The organism is Streptomyces sp. NPDC023527, from assembly GCF_055560115.1.
This window is the reverse complement of the sequence record NZ_JBVHJJ010000019.1, coordinates 85,308-104,453: the sequence shown is the minus strand read 5'-3', so window position 1 is coordinate 104,453 and position 19,146 is coordinate 85,308. Positions and strand designations below refer to the sequence as shown.

Annotated in this window: 15 protein-coding genes; 8 read left to right on the top strand and 7 right to left on the bottom strand. The window is 70.9% G+C overall.

Annotation, left to right across the window (positions count from 1 at the left end):
* The first annotated feature begins 99 nt into the window (after positions 1 to 99).
* The 4 genes from ACZ303_RS30470 (at position 100) to ACZ303_RS30455 (ending at position 4,912) form a co-directional block, all read left to right on the top strand.
* Positions 100 to 987 (top strand): LysR family transcriptional regulator, encoded by an 888-nt coding sequence (locus ACZ303_RS30470; RefSeq protein ID WP_467343710.1) that lies wholly within the window; start codon positions 100 to 102, stop codon positions 985 to 987.
* Positions 988 to 1,074: 87 nt separating this feature from the next.
* Positions 1,075 to 2,619, top strand: coding sequence for an AMP-binding protein (locus ACZ303_RS30465; RefSeq protein WP_467343709.1), 1,545 nt, complete (start codon positions 1,075 to 1,077; stop codon positions 2,617 to 2,619).
* Positions 2,620 to 2,715: 96 nt separating this feature from the next.
* The gene (locus tag ACZ303_RS30460) at positions 2,716 to 4,281 is read left to right on the top strand and encodes a phytoene desaturase family protein (protein ID WP_467343708.1); all 1,566 of its coding nucleotides are present in this window, start codon (positions 2,716 to 2,718) and stop codon (positions 4,279 to 4,281) included.
* A gap of 418 nt (positions 4,282 to 4,699) precedes the next feature.
* Positions 4,700 to 4,912: a hypothetical protein gene (locus tag ACZ303_RS30455; RefSeq protein ID WP_467343707.1), complete on the top strand. Its 213-nt coding sequence runs from the start codon at positions 4,700 to 4,702 to the stop codon at positions 4,910 to 4,912.
* 489 nt (positions 4,913 to 5,401) lie between these two features.
* On the opposite strand, the gene ACZ303_RS30450 is transcribed toward ACZ303_RS30455, so the two are convergent.
* From ACZ303_RS30450 to ACZ303_RS30440, 3 genes are all read right to left on the bottom strand, one after another.
* Positions 5,402 to 6,403, bottom strand: a complete 1,002-nt coding sequence (locus ACZ303_RS30450; RefSeq protein WP_467343706.1) for a hypothetical protein — start codon at positions 6,401 to 6,403, stop codon at positions 5,402 to 5,404.
* 24 nt (positions 6,404 to 6,427) lie between these two features.
* Positions 6,428 to 6,553: a hypothetical protein gene (locus ACZ303_RS30445; protein ID WP_467343705.1), complete on the bottom strand. Its 126-nt coding sequence runs from the start codon at positions 6,551 to 6,553 to the stop codon at positions 6,428 to 6,430.
* A 363-nt stretch (positions 6,554 to 6,916) separates the two neighbouring features.
* Positions 6,917 to 7,414 carry a hypothetical protein gene (locus ACZ303_RS30440; RefSeq protein ID WP_467343704.1) on the bottom strand — a complete coding sequence of 166 codons (498 nt, stop codon included), beginning with the start codon at positions 7,412 to 7,414 and terminating at the stop codon, positions 6,917 to 6,919.
* 637 nt (positions 7,415 to 8,051) lie between these two features.
* Here ACZ303_RS30440 and ACZ303_RS30435 point away from each other — a divergent pair.
* Positions 8,052 to 8,525, top strand: a complete 474-nt coding sequence (locus tag ACZ303_RS30435; RefSeq protein WP_467343703.1) for an NUDIX hydrolase — start codon at positions 8,052 to 8,054, stop codon at positions 8,523 to 8,525.
* On the top strand, positions 8,522 to 10,555 hold the full coding sequence (locus tag ACZ303_RS30430; protein WP_467343702.1) for an ABC transporter ATP-binding protein: 2,034 nt from the start codon (positions 8,522 to 8,524) through the stop codon (positions 10,553 to 10,555). Before ACZ303_RS30435 ends, ACZ303_RS30430 begins: the two co-directional genes overlap by 4 nt.
* 20 nt (positions 10,556 to 10,575) lie before the next feature.
* On the opposite strand, the gene ACZ303_RS30425 is transcribed toward ACZ303_RS30430, so the two are convergent.
* Positions 10,576 to 11,025 (bottom strand): nuclear transport factor 2 family protein, encoded by a 450-nt coding sequence (locus ACZ303_RS30425; RefSeq protein WP_467343701.1) that lies wholly within the window; start codon positions 11,023 to 11,025, stop codon positions 10,576 to 10,578.
* Positions 11,026 to 11,275: 250 nt separating this feature from the next.
* Here ACZ303_RS30425 and ACZ303_RS30420 point away from each other — a divergent pair, with 250 nt between their 5' ends.
* Positions 11,276 to 12,826 carry an alpha/beta fold hydrolase gene (locus ACZ303_RS30420; protein ID WP_467343700.1) on the top strand — a complete coding sequence of 517 codons (1,551 nt, stop codon included), beginning with the start codon at positions 11,276 to 11,278 and terminating at the stop codon, positions 12,824 to 12,826.
* A gap of 12 nt (positions 12,827 to 12,838) precedes the next feature.
* Positions 12,839 to 14,437, top strand: a complete 1,599-nt coding sequence (locus tag ACZ303_RS30415; protein WP_467343699.1) for an alpha/beta fold hydrolase — start codon at positions 12,839 to 12,841, stop codon at positions 14,435 to 14,437.
* Between the two features lie 74 nt (positions 14,438 to 14,511).
* On the opposite strand, the gene ACZ303_RS30410 is transcribed toward ACZ303_RS30415, so the two are convergent.
* From ACZ303_RS30410 to ACZ303_RS30400, 3 genes are all read right to left on the bottom strand, one after another.
* Complete coding sequence (locus ACZ303_RS30410; RefSeq protein WP_467343698.1) at positions 14,512 to 16,062, bottom strand: ABC transporter substrate-binding protein; 1,551 nt, start codon at positions 16,060 to 16,062, stop codon at positions 14,512 to 14,514.
* Positions 16,059 to 18,182, bottom strand: a complete 2,124-nt coding sequence (locus ACZ303_RS30405; RefSeq protein ID WP_467343697.1) for a hypothetical protein — start codon at positions 18,180 to 18,182, stop codon at positions 16,059 to 16,061. The genes ACZ303_RS30410 and ACZ303_RS30405 overlap by 4 nt, the downstream gene beginning before the upstream one ends.
* A 296-nt stretch (positions 18,183 to 18,478) precedes the next feature.
* Complete coding sequence (locus ACZ303_RS30400) at positions 18,479 to 18,943, bottom strand: nuclear transport factor 2 family protein (protein ID WP_467343696.1); 465 nt, start codon at positions 18,941 to 18,943, stop codon at positions 18,479 to 18,481.
* Positions 18,944 to 19,146: the final 203 nt, after the last annotated feature.

Below are 19,146 nucleotides of genomic sequence, written 5' to 3'. Positions count from 1 at the left end.
GGGTGTGCCAGTGGGCGTCGGAGTGGCGGGCGGCCTCTGATCCTCGGCGAAGGATCCGAGGGGCGGCCGCCCACCCGGCTGGCGGGCGAGACTTCGGTCATGGATCTTCTGTCGCTGAGATATTTCCAGGCCGTGGCCCGCCACCAGCACGTCAGCCGGGCCGCGGAGGAACTCCGGGTCGCCCAGCCGTCGGTGAGCCGGACCATCATCCGGCTTGAATCGGAACTAGGAATTCCGCTATTTGACCGCCAGGGCCGACGAATACGGCTCAATGAGCACGGCACGGCCTTCCTGCACCGGGTCGAGCGCGCACTGGCCGAACTCGACGACGCCCGCCGGGAAATGGCCGATGCCGCCGGTGACGGCCCGGGCCGGGTCGCCGTCGCCGCCGAGACCCTGCTTCAGCTGGCCGGAGTGCTGCCCGCCTTCCGCGCGCAGCGCCCCGGGGTGAAGGTGCGCCTGTTCCAGGCTCCCGTGGACTCGATGCGGCGGCATCTGCGCTCCGCCGAAGTGGACTTCGCGCTCGCCTCGCAACCGCTGGCCGGGCCCGAATTGCGCTCGGTGGAACTGGCGCGGGAGGAGGTGCTGCTGGCCGTGCCGCCCGAGCATCCGCTGGCTGCCCGGGAGCGTGTCACGGTGGCCGAGCTGGCCGGCGAGGAGTTCGTCAGCACGCGCGCCGGCCACTGGCAACGCTCCCTGCTGGACCGGCTGTTCGCCCGCGAGGGGCTCACGCCGCGGGTGGTCTGCGAGGGCGATGAAGCCGCCGCCACCCCGGAGCTGATCGGCGCCGGGCTGGGCATCGGTCTGATGCCGGCCGTCGCCCGGCGGACCCTCGGCGAGCGCAGTCCGGTGGCCTGGCTGCGGCTGGACGCCGCGGACTGCCACCGGACGCTGACTTTGGTATGGCGTCAGGACGCCTACCTCTCCCCCGCCGCCCTGGACTTCCGCCGGCTGGCCATGGAACGGATCACGCTCCCGGAGGCATGAGCATATGGCGAAACCGGTCGTGGAAGGCATGAACGGGCGGCACTAGCGTCAGGAGCGTCCACCGGGTTCCGACAAGGGAGAACAGCGATGAGCCAGCGACACGCCGCCGCGGACAGCGGCTTCAGCGGTTACGTGGAGGCCGTCCTCGACGTGCTGTCCGCCGAGCCGTGGCGGGCGGTCCTCACCACCGCCGAGGGGCTGGTGATCAGCGCGGCCGAGTTCCGGAACCAGGTCTACCGGCTCGCCGGGGAGCTCGCGGAGCGCGGGGTGGGCCGCGGCACCACGGTCACCCTCCTCACCGGCAACACCGCCGAGGCCCTGATCGCCCGCTACGCCGCCAATCTGGCCGGCGCCCGGGTGGTCGGCCTCTACGAGGGCACGAGCCCGCCGACCATGGCCCGCATCATGGCGAGCGTGGACTGCTCCCTCCTGCTGGTGGACAGCCAACGGCACACCACCGCCGAGGAGCTTCTTCAGCTCGCCGGTGTCCCCGGGGCGCTCTCCCTGGGGCCGAGCGGCTTCGCCGAGGACGTACTGGCCGCGGCCGCCCGGCGCCCGGCGCGGCCGATGGGCGGCCTGGTGGGCCCCGACGACGACTGGTGCATCCGGCACACCGGCGGGACCACCGGAATCCCCAAGGGCATCCGGATGAGCCATGGTTCCTACCTGCGAGGCCTGGGGCACCGGATCGCCGACGCCGGCGAACCGCCCCGCTATCTGGCCTGCACCTCTCTCACCCACCTCGCCGGAATCCTCACCGATATGACGCTCTACCAGGGCGGCTCGGTGGTCCTGCGGCACGGTTTCGAGCCCGGCGACGTGCTGGCCGCGATCGAGCGCGAGCGCATCACCCACACCTGGCTGTTGCCGCCGCTGCTCTACCAGCTGCTGGATCACCCGGACCTGACCGGCACCGATCTGTCCAGCCTGAGCCGGATCACCTATGGCGGCACCGCGGCCTCACCGGCCAGGCTGCGGCAGGCGGCCAAGGCCCTGGGGCCCGTGCTCTACGGCTGGTACGGGCAGGCCGAGGCGCAGTCGATCACCGAGGCGGGCCCCGCGGAGCAGGAGCTGACCGGCCGCGGCGGGCATCTGACGGTCGGCCGGGCCCTGCCCGGCGTGGAGATCGCCATCCGGGACGCCGACGGCACCACCTTGCCGGCCGGGGAGCGGGGCGAAGTTCAGGTGCGTTCGCCCTACGTGATGCCCGGCTACTGGAAGCAGCCGGAGCTGACCGCCGAGGTGCTGCGGGACGGCTGGGTGCACACCGGTGACGTCGGTTACCTCGACGAGGACGGCTACCTCTTCATCGTGGACCGGATCAAGGAGATGATCGTGGTCGTCGGGGGCCACGTCTACCCGGCGGAGCTGGAGGACCTGCTGCTGGGCCATCCCTCCGTAGCCCAGTGCGTGGTCTTCGGGAGCCGGGACGAGGAGTCGGTGGAACACGTCCACGCCGCCGTGGTGCCCGCCGCCGGACAGCGCCCCTCGCTGGAAGAGATCCGGGACTTCGTCACCGCCCGCAAGGGGCGGCTCTACGCTCCCGACGCCCTGCACCTGGTGACCGCCGTCCCGCTGACGGCAGCGGGCAAGCCGGACAGGGGGGCGCTGCGGGCCCGGCTGTCCGGCTGAGTGCGGCGCAGCCGACCCGGGCCATGGGGAGCCGGGCGGGCCCACGCGGCCCGAGGCCACCTGGCCCGCGCCGGACATCGTGTGTTACGAAGGGTCATGCCCGCAGCCGTGACGTTCGACCGAGCTGCGTACGACGCCGTCATCGTCGGCGGTGGCCACAACGGACTGGTCGCCGCCGCCTACCTCGCGCGGGCAGGCCGCTCCGTCCTCGTCCTGGAGCGCCTCGGGAACACCGGGGGCGCCGCCGTCTCGACCCGTCCCTTCGCCGGGTTCGACGCCCGGCTCTCCCGCTACTCGTACCTGGTGTCCCTGCTGCCCGACACGATCGTGCGCGACCTGGGGCTGCGTTTCGCCGTACGCGAGCGCGCCGTCTCCAGCTACACGCCCACGGTCCGCAGGGGCAGGCCCACCGGTCTGCTGGTGGGCGGCGGTCCCGACCGTACCCGTGCGTCGTTCGCCGACCTCACGGGATCGGAGAGGGAGTACGCGTCGTGGCAGCGCTACCACGGCCGGATCCGCCGCATGGCCGAGCGCGTCTTCCCGACCCTCACCGAACCGCTGCCGACCCGCTCCGAGCTGCGCGCCAGGGTCGGCGACGACGAGACCTGGCGCATGCTGTTCGAGGAGCCCATCGGCGTCGCCATCGAGGAGAACTTCGCGGACGACCTGGTCCGTGGCGTCGTCCTCACCGACGCATTGATCGGCACCTTCGCCGATGCCCACGACCCGTCCCTGGTGCAGAACCGGTGCTTCCTCTACCACGTCATCGGCGGCGGCACCGGTGACTGGAATGTGCCCGTGGGCGGGATGGGCGCGCTCACCGACGCCCTCGCCGACACCGCGCGCGCCGCCGGTGCGGAGATCGTCACCGGCCATGAGGCGATCCGGATCGACACCGACGGGACATCGGCCGAGGTCGCCTTCCGCACCGCCTGCCGTGAAGGCACCGTGGCCGCCGGCAAGGTCTTGGTGAACGCCTCCCCTCAAGCCCTCGCCACGCTGCTCGGCGAGGAATCCCCGGGCTCCGCGGAGGGGGCACAGCTCAAGGTCAACATGCTGTTGCGACGCTTGCCGCGGTTGCGCGACCACACCGTCGATCCGCGCCAGGCGTTCGCGGGCACCTTCCATGTCTCCGAGGGGTACGCCCAACTGGCGGCGGCCTACGCGCAGGCCGCCGCCGGGCGGCTGCCCGGAGCGCCGCCCTCCGAGATCTACTGCCACTCGCTGACCGACCCGTCCGTCCTCGGACCCGAACTCGCTGCCCAGGGCTTCCAGACGCTGACCCTCTTCGGACTGCACGCCCCCGCGCGCCTCTTCACGGAGCGCCATGAGGCGGTACGCGACGCTCTGCTGAAGGCCACTCTCGCCGAACTCGACACCTGTCTGGAGGAGCCGATCGAGGACTGTCTGGCCGTTGACGAGGACGGTCGGCCGTGTATCGAGGCCAAGTCGCCACTCGACCTGGAACGTGACCTGCGGTTGCCCGGTGGGCACATCTTCCACCGCGATCTGGCCTTCCCCCACGCGGACGAGGCCACCGGCCGTTGGGGCGTCGAAACCGCCCACCGCAACGTGCTTCTCTGCGGCGCGGGCGCGGTTCGAGGCGGCGGGGTCAGCGGGGTCCCGGGGCACAACGCGGCGATGGCCGTGCTGGGGCGTTGACCGCCGTCCGCCGACGGAGTTCAGCCGCCGAGCCCGCGCCGAACCGGTGGGTGCCCTGGAGACCGACCGGGCGGAGCGGCCCGGCGGGAGAGGCTCAGCCGGAGGCCGCTGCGGTGCCCTTGAGCGCCCTGTCCCTGACGTGGCAGTAGACCTCGGCCGGGTCGCTGTAGTAGCGCCACGGCAGGGCCGCCACATAACCGTCCACCAGCCGGAACTGTCCCAGGCGGCCTCGTGGCCGCCCTGCTTGGTCAGGCAGTAGGCCAGCATGTGCCGGACCTCCGCGATCCTGGGGTGGTCCGGCCGCGCCGCGGCGGCATCCGCCAGGGCGGCCTCGGTCAGCGCCGTCATCTCCGGCCAGCCGTAGGCCTCGGCCGGCGCCTCGTCGTCGTTGTGCTCGTACCAGCTGATCAGCGGGAACATGGTCAGCAGACTGCCGTGCGGAGCCGTCGCCGCGGCCTGCGCGGCGGTGGTGTCCTCGGCCCAGCCCGAGCCGCGTATCCGCCAGGCCAGCGACACCTTCGCGTCCGCGTGGACCACGGCCGCGTCCGGGTCGTCGGGGCGCGCGGCCTGCCAGGCACGCAACCAGGTGTCGTCCTCGGCCGCCCGCCCCGCGATGACACCGACGAGGTAGGAGCGGCGTTCCCAGTCGGCGCCCGCGGCGGCGAGCACCTGTGCGGCGGGCTGCCAGTCGCCCCGGGAGAGGGCCGCCAGCACGGCTTCCGCTTCGGGGTCGAAGTACGCCCGGTCCGTGTTCTGGCGCTCCGGCGGCAGCAGGCCCGCACCGATTTCGGCGGCGAGTCTCTCCGTGCGCTTGGCGCGCTTTTTGGAGCGGAGCCAGAAGAAGAGCATGGCTGCGATGACGATGAGCGGGATGATCCGGGGCATGGGTTTTTGAGGTCCGATCAGGTCAGTGATGAGTTCGTGCATGTGTGGATCGGGGGCTCGGGTGTCCCGGGATCCGGGGGCCAGGGGGTCCGGGGGCCCCGGGATCCGTGGGTCCGTGGGTCCGGGAAGGTTCGTGCGTCCGTGGGTTCAGTAACCGAGAAGGGTGCGCAGCGGCGCGGTGTCCGGAGCGTCCGCGACGGCCGCCCGTACCGCGGCCGCCAGAGCCTCCTCCATCTCACCGGTGTACGCGGCCCCCGCCGTCCGAAGCCGCGGCCGCTCGGACCAGGACAGCTCCCAGTACGCCCCTGCCTTCTCCACCAGGGGCCAGCTCCGCCAGCCGGTACGTCCCGGCCTCCAGAGCCGGCCGCAGGAATTCCCGCGCCGCCCGGCCTGTCGCCCGTGCCGCCTCCGGCGACTTGGGCAAGTGGCCCGCGACCAGCCACAGTCGCCCCGCGTCGGCGGAGTCCAGCAAGGCCGCGAGGTCTCCCGCGGCGCTGCCCGAGGCGACCCCCGCGTTGGCCAGTGCCGTCCGCAACGGCTCGGCGGTCGCCGCGGCCAGCGCGTGCATCCCCCTGTGTGCCAGTTCCGGCCAGTCCGCCCGCTCCATGGCCAGTGCCTCCGGTGTGAGGAGGACGTCCTCCAACTCCACCAGCACCCGCTCGGCATCGCGCAGCAGTGCCAGCGCGGGCCGCGCCGGATCCGTCCCACGGCCGTCGTCGGGCTGCGCCTCGATCAGCCGCACCCGCTCGGCCACCGGGGGGTGCGAGTCGTACGGGGATTCCTCGCCGGCCGGCGGTTCGCCGCGCAGCTCCGTCAGGGCGGACCGGCGCCCGGGGTCGGCGAGCAGGTGGCGCAGCCCGCCGAAGGCCTCGCCGCGCGGCGGAAGGAGGCCCGCCTCGATGCCCAGCAGGGCGTACCGGCTCTGGTAGAAGTCGTGGGCGGCGTCGAGCGCCGCGGTCTCCCTCAGTGCCGAGGCCGTGGCGTCCCAGCCCGCGACCCGGACCGCCATGCGGTCGGCGGCGAGCTCCTGCTGCCGGCCCACACCGCTGGTGACCCGCAGGTAGTACCGCGCGTACGCCTGGAAGGGCTTGGCCATCATCCGGTAGCGGAACCCGGCGCCTCGGGTGTCCACGTCCTTTGCCTTCTTGCCTTTGCGCAGCCGCCTGGCGGCCGCTTCCTCCTGCCGGGACCGCGCCTTGCCGATGCGCTTCGCCTCCTGCTCCTGGAAGGCCGCCACGGTCCGTAGCACGCAGTCGCGGCCTCACCGGGTGATGCCCGCGAGGCGGGTGTCCGCGTTGCCGTAGTGGCCCAGCTCGTGGGCGATCACCGAGTGCAGCTGCGGCAACAGACCCAGCAGCCGGGCGTCCTCGGAGACCGCCGCGTTCACCTCCCCGGTGAGGAGGATCTCGTCGGGCGCACGGGTTCCGGAGCGCTCGGCCGACGAGCGTACGGTGCCCCACAGTTCGGGCTGGTCGATCTCGGTGACCGGCAGCGCTTCCTTCTCGTCCCCGGCGTCCGCGCCCAGCGGGAAGACGCCCCGCAGAACCGGGAATCCCAGACGCCGAACGCCGCTACGGGGGCGCCCTGAGGCGCTTGCGAGGGCGAGCCATGAGCACCCCGGTGGCGACCGTCACCGGGTGGCTCCCCCGCCAAGACCGCGTACGTCTGTCTGCCGTGTCGGGCCTCGTACAAGCAGCCGCCTCCCAGCCGTCACGATCGCGCCCCCTGTGCCGGCACGTGCCCGCCGCGCCTACCCCCGTGCCCGGTGCCGCTTTGCGTACGACCAGGTCACCGCGGTCATCAAGGCCGGAATGGCGGACAGTGGGGCGAAGATGAAGCCCCAGGCGGTCTGTGCCGTATCGCTCGACATGTACGTCCGGCTCTCGACGGTGACAGCAACCACGAGTTGCCACAGCGCCACCAGGACCAGGAAGCCTGAGGCGGTCCAGGCCAGCGCGGCGAGGGTCCTGGGCCGCAGCGGCCGCCACCGGTCGCTGACGAGCAGCAGCGGAAACAAGGCGGCCAGCTCGGCAAGGACGGAGAGGCCGACGACGTATGCGATGCCCCAGCCCGGGATGGCGAAGACGTCGCGCAGCACCTGGTCGCTGTAGCCCACATAGACACCGGATGCCATGGCGATGCGCCACAGGCCGGACGGGAGGGCGCACAGGGCGATGGCGTGAGCGGCACGGCGAGCCCAGACAGGCGCCGGTGTAGCGGTGGAGAGAGAAGCGGTCGCTGTGGTCATGACATTCATGCTGGGCCAGGGCATGGCAGCCGCGCTTCATCCGCAACGGCGGACCGTCTCCGCCGTGCGAAGGAGCGCGCACCCTCCGAGGGAGGACCTGAGGCTTCCACTGCCCGGTGCCCGCCTCGGTGGCCGGGACGTCCGGCGGGGCGTCCCGCCCAGCCGGCCGGATGACCCCTCACTGCTCCACCAGGCCCTGGTCGGGGAGGCCAGGAAGCCGACGAGCCTTGGGCATGCCCGTCGGGCCCGTCACCCGGCCAGTTGCAAAGACGTCGCGCCCGCCGCCCGGAAGATGCCGGTCAGCAGGTGGCGGGCTGCCGTTTCCGCCCGCAACGCAACCCCCGGAACGGGTGAGCAGCCACGGCCGAGTGAATCGCACACGGTCGGCCCATGCTCCCACCCCGCGATCACAGCCCCATTGACCTCAACCCGAACTTACGCGCGACGAAACGCCCTCAAGAGTCCGTGACGGACCCGATCGGGGGTCGTTTTTCCGATCACTCGTCCGATCCACGCGTCAACGAGGAGGCGAAGTGCATCACCGTCACACCCGCCGTACGAACTGCACGAGGGTGCCCTTGCTGTTCGATTGCCAGCCACTCACAGCCCCCACCGCACCCAGTACGAGGAGGTCGGCGTGAACAAGCAGATCCGCTACAAAAGCGTGGTCGACGTCATGGTCCTGCTGCACCGGGCCGACGGCCGCGTCCTGCTGCTGCGCCGGGCCGGGGACGTGTACGCCAGCGGCCTCCTCGCGCCCCCGGGCGGGCACCTGGAGGACGGCGAGACCGTCACCGAGGGGGCCCTGCGGGAGGTCGACGAAGAGGTCGGGGTCGGTATCGCTCCGGCCGACCTGGAGTTCTGCCACCTCGTCCACCACCGTTCCCCGGAAGGCGAGGCACGGCTGGGGGTCGTGTTCACGACCCAACGCTGGTCCGGGGAGCCGCGCAACCGGGAGCCGGCCAAGTGCTCGGGGCTGGTGTGGGCCGCCCCCGCCCGGCCACCGGCCGACTGTGTGCCCTACACGGCCGCTGTCCTGGACCGGTTCTGCTCCGGTGCGCTGTTGTCCACGCACGGCTGGCCCACCACCCCTGCGGGAGGCACGGCGTGAAGCTGAAGCCGAAGAAGCCGCACGAGCAGCCGGACTCCGCGGAAGGGTCGGAGTCGGAGCGGCTGCTGTTCGGCGGGCCGCTGCTGTACAACGCCCGCTGGGCGGAGCACAAGAACGCCTATTTCCAGATGTCGCTGTGGGCCATGGCCCTGCAGCTGCCTCGTCTGGTGGCGTTCACCGTGCGTCTGGCGTGGCGCGCCGACCGCCGGGCACTGTGGACGGTGGGCGCCGGGGAGCTGGCGCGCGGGATCAGCCAGGCCATCGGTCTGATCGCGGTGAACTCGGTCCTGGCCACCGTGCTGGCCACCGGCACCGTCCAGGACCGTGTGCAGGCGGCGATCCCCGCCATGATCGGTGTCGCGGTCACCGGCGTCATCGGCGCGCTCGCGTCGGCGGCGTCGACGGCGGGCACGGGGCGGCTGGAGCCGAAGGTCGAGCGTGTCGCCACGGAGATGTACCTCGATCACGTGGTCAGGGTCGAGCTGGCGGCGGTCGAGGACTCCGACTTCAACCGGCTCATGGACAGCGCCCAGTACGGAGCCGGTGAAGCCCGCCGCATGGTCAACTCCTGCACCGGGGTCGTCGGCTCCCTGGTGTCCTTCGTGGCCGCCGCCGGCGTCCTCACCGTTCTCCACCCGGCGCTGCTTCCCCTCCTGGTCCTGATGACCCTTCCCCGCTCATGGGCCTCCCTGCGCAATTCACGGGCCCGGTACGCCAGTTACCAGCAGTGGATGCAGCACTCGCGGGCCGGGCGGCTGCTGAGCCAGTCCCTGATGCGGACCGGTCCCGCACCGGAGATCCGGGTCCACGGCGTCGGCCCGTTCCTGCTCCATCACTTCCGGGGGATGTCGCAGGCATACGAGACCGAGCAGTCCCGCCTGGCTTCCAGCCGCGCCCGCGTCCGCCTGGCCGCCTCCGCCCTGACCGGCATCGCCGCCACCCTCACCTACGTCGCCCTCGGCACGCTGCTGGCCACGGGCATGATGGCGCTGTCGGTCGCGGGAACCGCCGTGCTGGCCATCCGCACCGGCGGGCAGAGCCTGGCCACTCTGGTCCTCCAGGTCAACAACCTGTACGAGCAGGCGTGCTACGTGCAGGACCTCGAACGCCTATTCCAAGAAGCCGTCAGCCGGGCGGTTCCCGTCGGGGGCGTGCCCGTGCCCGACGACCTGGCACTGATCCGCTTCGAGAACGTCACCTTCCACTACCCCGAAGACGGCGACGCCGACGACGACCCGGAGGACACATCCAAGGCGGAGCGGCCGGCGCTGAAGGAGGTCACCCTCGACATTCCTCTGGGCAAGATCGTGGCGCTGGTCGGCGAGAACGGTTCCGGCAAGACCACCGTCTCCAAGCTGCTGGCCGGCCTCTACCAGCCGGACGACGGCAGCATCCGCTGGGACGGCATCGACACCCGCGACCTGGACCGCGCCCAGCTGTGGGACAGGATCGCGGTGGTCAGCCAGGACTTTCACCGGTGGCCGTTCACCTGCCGCATGAACATCGCCATCGGCCGGGCGGAGCGGCCACTCCGCGAGCAGGCTCTGGAGGAGGCCGCCGCCTACGCGGGAGCCGACAAGGTCGTCGCCGAACTCCCCCGGGGCTGGGACACCCTGTTGAACAAGGGTTACAAGGGAGGTCGGGAGCTGTCGGGGGGCCAATGGCAGAAGCTGGGCATCGCTCGCGCCCGCTACCGCGACGCCCAGATCCTCATCGTCGACGAACCCACTTCCGCCCTCGACGCGAAGGCCGAGCTGGAAGTCTTCGACCAGATCCGCAAGCTCGCCGACGGCGGGCAGACCGTCGTCCTGATCACCCACAGGCTCGCATCGGTCCGGCACGCCGACCTCATCCACGTGCTCGAGGACGGCGAGCTGCGCGAGAGCGGCACCTTCGAAGAACTGCTGAGCAAGCCGGCGGCCGGGGTCTTCCGGGACCTGTACGAGATGCAGCGCGCCCAGTTCCAGGACGCCGCGGTGCCGGGGCAGCGCCGGCCGGAGGAGGCGACCAAGAGGAGGCAGGAGCTGTGACCGGCGGATTGCGGTCGGTCTCAGTCTTTCGGCGAGGGCGCGGTGCAGGCGTCGGCGATGGCCTGAGTGTCCCAGTAGAACGGACGCACTTCGGTGATCCGCCCGTCCTCGACCGTGATCGTTTGCAGGATGGGGAAGCTGAGTTCACGGCCGGTAGCACGAGCGCGAGCACGGACCTGAGTGAGCACGACCGCAGTCTTACCGGTGGCAAGAAACTCCTGCTCCACCATGTCGAACGTCTCCCAGGCCTGCCCCATGGCAAGGAAGAACCGCGTCATTCCCTTGTGCCCGCGCCACGTGCCTCCGTAGGGCAGAGCATCCGCTTGATACAGCTCGACATTCGGCGCGAAGAAGGGGGCGAGCAGGTCGAACGAAGCCTCGCCGGGGCCCCCGGCTGCCAGGTACTGCGCCTCAGCCGCGTACATGCCGGTGAGGACTGTCACTGAGTCTGTAGTGGATGTCATCGTCATGCTGCCAGCATGATCGGCAAAGTCGCCTCTTGCTGGCGGAAACCAGACATCGTCATGCGACACGGTCGGCACTTTCGCAACGCGCTTTGGAGCGTCCTGCCGGACGGCCGGGGGCGGCTCAAGCCACGGGGCGCGACCGCTCCGCGTGCGCGCGGACGCGCCACCCGGTAGCGTCGAAAACGCGCGTTCCGAACCGCCGCGGCCTGGCCCGGCAGCGCCGCCGTCGATGTCGGCAGAGGAACGAAATCACATGCCAAAGCACAGCATCCACGCGGTGACTGCCGCGGCCGCTCTCACCTGCCTGACAGCATTCGGCCCCACACCCAGCGGCGCCCCTTCGTCACCCGCCCAGTCCGCCGGCAGCCCGGCAGCTCCGTACCGGTTCGTGCCCGGCCCGTGTCCGAAGCCGCCTCAGCCAGTCGCCGCGCTGAGCGGCGCACGGTGCGGCTTCCTCGAGCTTCCCGAGAACCGCTCCCGCCCCGGCGGCCGGACCATCAAGCTGGCCGTGGCGATCATTCCGGCTGCCACCCCCGCGAAGCCCGCACAGGACCCCGTGGTGTTCATGGCGGGCGGCCCCGGTAGCGACGCGATCGACGACATTCCGTTCCTCATCGACTCCGGGCTGAACAGGAACCGCGAACTGATCATCATGGCCCAGCGCGGAAACCTCTACTCGCAGCCGAACCTCGCCTGCCCGGAGGTCGACCGGTTCAACGCGCAGGCCGTGGGCCTGCCCTATGACGCACAGCCGACGGAAAAGCTCCTGCTGAAGGCCGTGAAGGAGTGCCGGGCCCGACTGGCGGCCGACGGCATCGACCTGAGCGCGTACAACACCACTGAGAACGCCGCCGACTTCGCCGACCTGCGGAAGGCGCTGGGCGTCCCCCGGTGGAACGTCTACGGGTACTCCTACGGTACCGACCTCGCCCTCACCTACCTGCGCAGGCACTCCGAGGGAATCCGCGCGGTGGCACTCGACTCGATCGCACCTCCCCGGACCACGACCCTGCCCTGGACCTGGAGCAGCGCCGCTGAGGGGATCGGCAACCTCTTCGAGGCGTGCGCGGCGCAGCCCGCCTGCAAGGGCCGGTACCCGGACCTCCCCCGTACGCTGACGGAGCAGGTGCGCAGGCTGGAGGCACAACCGCTGACGCTGAACGTCCCGCCGCCGAGCGGAGGCAAGCCGGTCAAGGTCGTCCTCGACGGGGGCGCGCTGCTGAACCTGATCGTCGCCCACACCCCCCGGCCCAAGGACGTTCCGGCGGCGCTCGAGGAACTCGGCCACGGGAAACCGGAGCGCTTCGCGCAGGCCCGCGCGGCCGGCTCGGTCCAGAACGTCGGCGCGTTCGCGCACGGCCTGACGGAGTCGGTGGCGTGCGGCGAGTGGGCGCCGGGGTACTCGGAATCCGACGTGCTGAACGCCGGGCGCCGGGCCTTCCCCGGGTGGCCGGACACGGTCCTGGCCCAGCCGCCGCAACTTCCCTTCCAGTACGCGGCGTGCCGGGTCTGGAACGTTCCGGACCGCGCGTCCGTCCAGCGGGTGGCCACGGTCAGTTCGGTGCCGGCGCTCCTCATCTCCGGCACGTTCGACGTGAAGACCGGGGCGGGTTGGGCGCGGGGGGTGACCCGTGACCTGTCCGGATCGACCGCCGTGCAGGTCCCCGGAATCGGCCACTGGGTGCTCCCGCAGTTGCCTTGTGCGCAGCGCGTGCTGGCCTCGTTCCTCGCTCGCCCGACCGCGCCCGACACCAGATGCGTCGACGGCCTTGAGCCCGAACCGTTCACGATCATCCCGAAATGACCGGGAGGGCAGATGATTCTCCACCGAGCATCCCGCCGTCGGCGCACCGTCCGACGACTGCAGGCCACGTCGGCCGGCCTGGCGACCGGTCTCCTCGTCACCGGCCTGCTCGCAGCGCCCGCTCCGGCACAGTCCCGCACCGGCGCCGCAGCGCCGATCGGGACGGCCGCCCGGACGGTGGGGGACGCCGGCTTCGAACCGGGCCCCTGCCCGAAGACGCCGGAACCGATCGAGGCGCTCAAGGGGGCCCGCTGCGGAACGCTCACCGTGCCCGAGAACCGCGCCGAGCCGAGCAGTCGAACGATCGAACTCGGTGTCGCGATCGTGCCCGCCGCGACCGACACACCGAAACCCGACCCCATCGTGTGGCTCGCGGGCGGACCCGGGGACGACGCGGTCGGGGAGGCGAAGATGGCCGTCGACGGCGGCCTGAACCGCGACCGTGACGTGGTCCTCATGTCCCAGCGCGGTACGTACTCGGCCGACCCGGCACTCCTCTGCCCCGACATCGACCAGTTCAACGCACGCGCGGTCGGCCTCGTCCACGACGCGCCGTCCACCGAGCGCCTGCACGTCGAGGCCACGAAGGCCTGCCGCGACCAGCTGGCGGGCCGCGGGATCGACCTCAGTGCCTACAACGACACCGAGAGCGCCGCCGACTACGAGGACCTGCGCACCGCGCTGGGCATCAAGGAGTGGAACCTGTTCGGCATCTCCTACGGCACCCACCTGGCACTGGTCTACATGCGCCTGCACCCCGAGGGGCTCCGCTCGGTGGGCATCGACGGCATACTGCCGCCGTCCAAGGCCGGGTCGGCCATGACCTGGAGCAGCGCCCGGCAGGGCTTCGACGGCCTGTTCAAGGCCTGCGCGGACCAGCCGGCGTGCGACAAGCGCTATCCGAACCTGTCGGCCACCTTCGACCGGCTCGTCCGCGACCTCGAAGCCAAGCCGGTCACCACCACCGTCACGCTCCCCGGCGACGACAAGCCGGTGAAGGTCGTACTGGACGGCGGAGCCCTGGTGAACTGGATGACCTCCGCCACCCACGTGGCGCCCCTGGTCCCCCGCGCCCTCGACGAGCTGGCGCACGGCAAGCCGCAGCGGATCGCCCAGCAGTGGGCGGGCGGCAAGCTCGGCCCGCAGGCCATGGGAAGGGTCGCGCACGGTCTCGCCTACGGCATCTTCTGCGGTGAGTGGACGCCGTACGAGAGCCAGGAGGAGGCGCTCCGGGGCGGGCAGGAAGCATTCCCGACCTTCCCCCGCTCGGTGCAGGCCCAGGCTCCGCAGCTCACCTTCCTCCGTCCGGACTGCGAGGTCTGGAACGTCCCCGCGGCGGCGCCCTCGATCCGGGACGTCACGCGCGGCGACATCCCCACCCTCGCCCTGTCGGGCGGGTTCGACTCCCAGACCGGGGCGGACAACGGGCCGTACGTCGCCCGTACGCTGAGCCGGGCCAAGGTCGTCACGGTCCCCTACGAGCCGCACGTCGTGTTCGCCACGTCGGAATGCGCCCAGGAGATCACCGTCTCGTTCTTCGACAATCCGGGCGCGCCGAAGACCGGGTGCCTGGAGAGTCCGAAGCCGCCTGAGTTCGAGATCGGGCCCTGAAATGCGCGAGTCTCAGCAAGAGCTGACGGGCTCATTTCGGAGGGTGCTCGACCGGACGCGGTAGGGCGGATCCCTCATCCACCCGAGCGGATCGAACAGTTCGTGTCCGGAGCGCGGCCGTCGGGCCAGGCCAGGCGGTCGAAGACAGCGGACTTGGTGGCCGGATCCAAGTGCACGATGGCGACGGCCTTGTTGTAAGGGTTGCCGTGCTGGTCGAGGCAGATCCAACCGCTGGCGCCGTTGACCCGGTTGCCACCGTGGAGACGGAGCCAGCTGTTGGTCACCTCGGCCAGGGTGGGCATCTCCACCTTGCCGACGGTGTCGTTACGGATACCGCTGATGGCGGTGGTGACGGAGTCGTAGGTGATGATGGTGCGCCCGTCCGAGAGCGAGGTCGGGCCGATTCCCGTGGGCGAGGTGTTGCCGAACTTCCGGGCGAGCTGAGCGAGATCCTTGTATCCGCTCTTGGAGCCGCCTGGCGTTTCGGGACCGTCACCGCCCCAGGCGTCCGGGTGGGCGAGGGCGGCATAGCGGACGGTGATCCCGGCGCCCGCCGTCAGCGCGCCCCACTTGTCGGCGAACCTGCTGTCCACGGTCAGAGTGGAGGCGTGCGAGCCGCTGATGACCGTGTAGTGCTTGTTGCAGTTGCGCTTGCCCAGTTCCACGAGGAACTGGCGCAGTTGCACAGGACGCCCGGCAAAGTAAATGGTCTTGGCGTCGGAGGAGCAGATGTCCGGCACCATCTGGTGGAAGTCGTTGGAGAGGTTGCCCTCGTCGTTGAAATCGGCGGGGGAACGGAAGGTTTCCGGGGCGTTCGGTGCCCCCTTGGCGAGCTTCTCGAAGGTCTGGCGGAGGGTGGACAGGTAGTTGTCGTCCTCCCGGATGTCCTCGACCACCATGGTCTCGGCGGGCTTGATGTCCGACCCGTAGGAGCCGAGGGCGGCCGCCTGGTCGGAGTTGCTGGGGGCGACTCGGGCAAGGCCCGGGTAGGCATGTGGGTTGGCGGCGGTGTTCATGATGTCGTCAGCGGTCATCGGCCCGGCGACCACGGGAATGCCCTTGGTCGCGGTGAGGAAGCGAATCGCCTTCTCGGTCTCCTTGATGCTGATGTTGATGCCCGCGACGGCCCGGAGGTTCTCGGAGCTGGAGGCGGCCGCGTCGGCGAGCTGTCCGGCCACCGGCTCCCAGAACTCGTAATTGCGCCCGGGATTGGCGAGCGTCAGCCGGATGGGCGGCCGCTGTCCGTTGCCCTCGTGGTTGGCATGGTATTGGGCGAGATAGGCGCCTTGGACCTGCTCGGTCAACTCGTGCTGCTCGGCCGGGTTGTTCGAGATCATCGGGATCATCAGAGCGACGGTGGCCGGCGACTTGTCGGCGACGCTGTCGTTCTCGGCTTTGATGCGCCGTGAGACCTGCGCCAGTGAGTCGGCGAAGGGAAATCTGCCGTCGGTCACTCCTGTGCATTCGTTCTTCGTGCCGCGCTTCTCGACGCCCTCGGAACACGACGGATCATCAGTGGTCAGGCAAATCACCAGGAAGTAGATACCGAGGCCGAGTGCGAGGGCCAAGGCGCCGATCAACAATGTGCGGTAGAGCTTTCCTTCGGGCCACGGCTTCAGCTTCATGCGCCGGACTCTCCGTAGATCGGCAGATGGGGTGCTTGGGTCCAGTGGTGCAGCTCCTTCGGCCACTCCTCGTGGGCGCGGAAGAAGATCCTCTGGGCCTGAGGGCCGCTGTTCTGGGCCAGGGTGAGCAGTTGCAGTCCAATGCTGTCGATCGTGGCGGCCTGTGGGGTGGCGAGCGGCTGGGACAGGTGCCACAGCTGGTTCACGAGGAGCTCGACGGCCTGGTGGACGGGGCGGTGGCCGGATGCGCAGGCGGGGCACGCGACGGTGTCGTCGGGCGGATCGGGCAGGGTGTCCGGGGGGCGTGGCGCCGCGCAGATGAGGTTCACGGCGGCGAGCCAGCCGGGTGCGTCCTGTTCGCTGAACCTGTGGTGCAGGGAGCGTACGACGGGGCCTGTCTCGCCCAGGGCGAGCGAGTGGTGCAGATACAGCGTATCAGGGCGGTGGGCCGCACCGCCCCGACCGTCCGGGTCGTACAGGGACCGCAGCCGCAGATGGATGTTCTTCCACGGTTCGGCGCCGGTCACCTGGCCGGTGCGGGTTCTCAGCTCGTGCAGCAGCAGCGGCCGCAGAGTGGGGTCGCCGACGAACGGCCCTTCAGTGCCGGGCCAGGGCAGCCGACTCCACTGATTGTCGCGGAGGTGGGCCCTGGCCTCCTGGACGGGGACGCCGCCGGGGTCCTGCGGTGGGTAGTGGGTGCTGAGCCGGTGGGCGGCTGTGTCGTCGAGAGCCGGCGCGTAGTAGGTGAGCCGCCGGCGAGTCACCTCCTCAGGTATCAGCCACTCCAGGAGCGCGGTGCTCAAGGTGGGCTCCGGGTCCGCGGCGGCCGGGGTGTCGAGCAGCCCTGAGTGGCTGATGCTCTCTTTCAGGCGGATGCGCCGCGCGATCGCTTTGACCAGGGCGTGGGCGATGCCCGCCCGCCCGCTGCTCAGCCGCAGGATCAGCCGGGCGATGCCGGGCGGGTCGCCTTCCTTGAACTCCTTGAACATCGCCTTGACCTCGTCGAGGTCCAGTTGTGCCAGGGGCAGTGACACGATCCAGTCGGCCGCCGCGTCCGGCCTGCGCTCCTGCCAGAAGGGGCCGGTCGCACGCCGCGTCGAGGGCGTGATGTCGTCGTCCCGGACGGGTGAGGTCTCCCGCAACGACGTGGCGACGACGACCGGCCGCATCACCCGGCGGGGGCCCGCCGTCTCCTCGTGCCAGACCCGCCCCAGCTGTTCCAGGAATACGCGGCCCAGCGGACTGTGGACGTTGTCCAGGAGCAGCAAGGGACGCGGTACACCGTTGGCGACCTGAAGGAAGCCGTAGTGGTTCGCGATGTCCGCGAGCAGGGCCGCGATCAGATGCCGTTCGGCGAGCTGCCGGTCGTCGGTGTCACCGCGGAACTTCATGGCGAGCTCGGTGAGTTGGTCGTGGGCATCGCCCTGCTGGGTCACCTGTCGGCCGGACCACCATGTCAGGCCGCCCTGATGCGCGCGCGGAGTGAACAATTCACCGGCGACGATCCGCAACAGGGCCTGCACCATCGCGTCCGTCCCCGGGGGCAGACCCAGCACCGGGCCGACCGCCTGGACCACCTCGTCGGCCCAGGCCGCGGCCTTGTCCTTGCGTCGCTGCTGGTCCGGCTGGCTCGCCCGGAGCAGTTCCGCGAGCCGTCGTTTCGCGGCCGCCAGCTCCTCCGGCCGGACCGCGTGCCCGGGATCGCCCTCGTTCTCCGTCTGCCAGCCGCTGACCGCGAGCAGCCCTTGCGTGAGCCGGGGGAAGGACATCTTCTTCCCGAATTCCGCCGGTTTCCGGCTCAGCCGGTAATTCAGATGGAAGAGCAGATCGGACGTGCGGGAGGCGTTCGCCGTGTTGTCCTCGGCCAATGCGGCGAGAGCCGGCTGGCCGAAGTCATCGGCCGCGAGGTCCGCGTGGGCCTGGGGTATGCACTGGGCGTACTGCTCCGTCAGCGCCGTCAGAACGGCGCTCTTGCCCGCGCCTCGCCCGCCGACGCACTTGACCAGGAGCGGATGTCCCCGGCGTGGCGGGGCGATACGTCCTTTACCGCCGGGCTTGAGTCCGACGAGCGAGGGCACGACGATCTCGAGTAAAGCCGTCCGCCCATACAGCCTTGCCATGATCCCCCCAGTAGCCCGGCTCAGTGATGCGCAGCTGCGGTGGAAGGAGGATAGGGGACCCCGCCAGGTGCCGGACGGGAAAACAGGCTATTGACCCGACCTCGGGTAATCACTTGTGACTCAGGGTGCCGGACGGAAGTGGCCGACTTTCGCTGTCACGCTCGGCCGTCCGCAGCCGGCCGGCCCACCTGAGATGACCCGAGAATGCCTCGCAGGCCCGGGGGTTCGCCCCGTAACCGGAGCGCCGCACGCTCGCCGACCAGGGGCGCTGGTGGCCCGGCACAGGAAGCGGCGTCTCAGTGGGGGGCGGTGGTGGCCCAGATGATGGTGACGGCCAGGTGGTCGATGCGCCAGCCGGCCGGGGTGCGGCGGGCGGTGAAGTGGTAGTGGGCGCCGCCGGTGAACAGGGGGCCGCCGCCCGGGGGTACGTGGGTGGCGTGGGCGGATGCCTGGCCCGAGGCGCGGTCGCCGTCGATGTCGATGCTGTGGTTGGTGACCAGGTGGTGGGTGCGCTCCCAGGCCGCCTTGGGGGCACGGAAGAACTCCGGCAGGCCGGCCAGTCCGTGGTGGTGGCCGTTGGGCAGGTCGAGGTGGATGTCCTCGGTGAACAGGGCGCGGTACCACTGTTCGTCGCAGGCGTCTGGGTCGGGGTGGTCCAGGCCGGCGGCGAAGCGGTCGAGGAGGCCGGTGAGGTGGACGCGGTCGGTCAGGGCGGTGACGTCGTGGCGCAGGCGGCTGATCTCGTCAGCGAGGGAGGGCATGGGAAAGGTGCTCCGGGTGGTGAGGGTGATCAGGGGCAGGTTGCAGGGGTGGGGAGGCGCCCGGGCCAGGGCCTGGGGCAAGGGGTGGGCCGAGGTCAGGGGTGTCCCCGCGGGGTCAGTCGTGCGTACGCGTGTTGCCTTCTGCCGGGCGACGGTGCGGGCCTGGCGGCCGATGCGCGCGGGCAACCGGCCGACGGCGCGGT

Coding starts and splice junctions, on each gene's coding strand:
- ACZ303_RS30420 (WP_467343700.1), top strand. CDS start 11,276: ATGCCAAAGCACAGCATCCACGCGGTGACTGCCGCGGCCGCTCTCACC.
- ACZ303_RS30410 (WP_467343698.1), bottom strand. CDS start 16,062: ATGAAGCTGAAGCCGTGGCCCGAAGGAAAGCTCTACCGCACATTGTTG.
- ACZ303_RS30465 (WP_467343709.1), top strand. CDS start 1,075: ATGAGCCAGCGACACGCCGCCGCGGACAGCGGCTTCAGCGGTTACGTG.
- ACZ303_RS30470 (WP_467343710.1), top strand. CDS start 100: ATGGATCTTCTGTCGCTGAGATATTTCCAGGCCGTGGCCCGCCACCAG.
- ACZ303_RS30440 (WP_467343704.1), bottom strand. CDS start 7,414: ATGACCACAGCGACCGCTTCTCTCTCCACCGCTACACCGGCGCCTGTC.
- ACZ303_RS30400 (WP_467343696.1), bottom strand. CDS start 18,943: ATGCCCTCCCTCGCTGACGAGATCAGCCGCCTGCGCCACGACGTCACC.
- ACZ303_RS30415 (WP_467343699.1), top strand. CDS start 12,839: ATGATTCTCCACCGAGCATCCCGCCGTCGGCGCACCGTCCGACGACTG.
- ACZ303_RS30455 (WP_467343707.1), top strand. CDS start 4,700: ATGGTCAGCAGACTGCCGTGCGGAGCCGTCGCCGCGGCCTGCGCGGCG.
- ACZ303_RS30460 (WP_467343708.1), top strand. CDS start 2,716: ATGCCCGCAGCCGTGACGTTCGACCGAGCTGCGTACGACGCCGTCATC.
- ACZ303_RS30425 (WP_467343701.1), bottom strand. CDS start 11,025: ATGACGATGACATCCACTACAGACTCAGTGACAGTCCTCACCGGCATG.
- ACZ303_RS30405 (WP_467343697.1), bottom strand. CDS start 18,182: ATGGCAAGGCTGTATGGGCGGACGGCTTTACTCGAGATCGTCGTGCCC.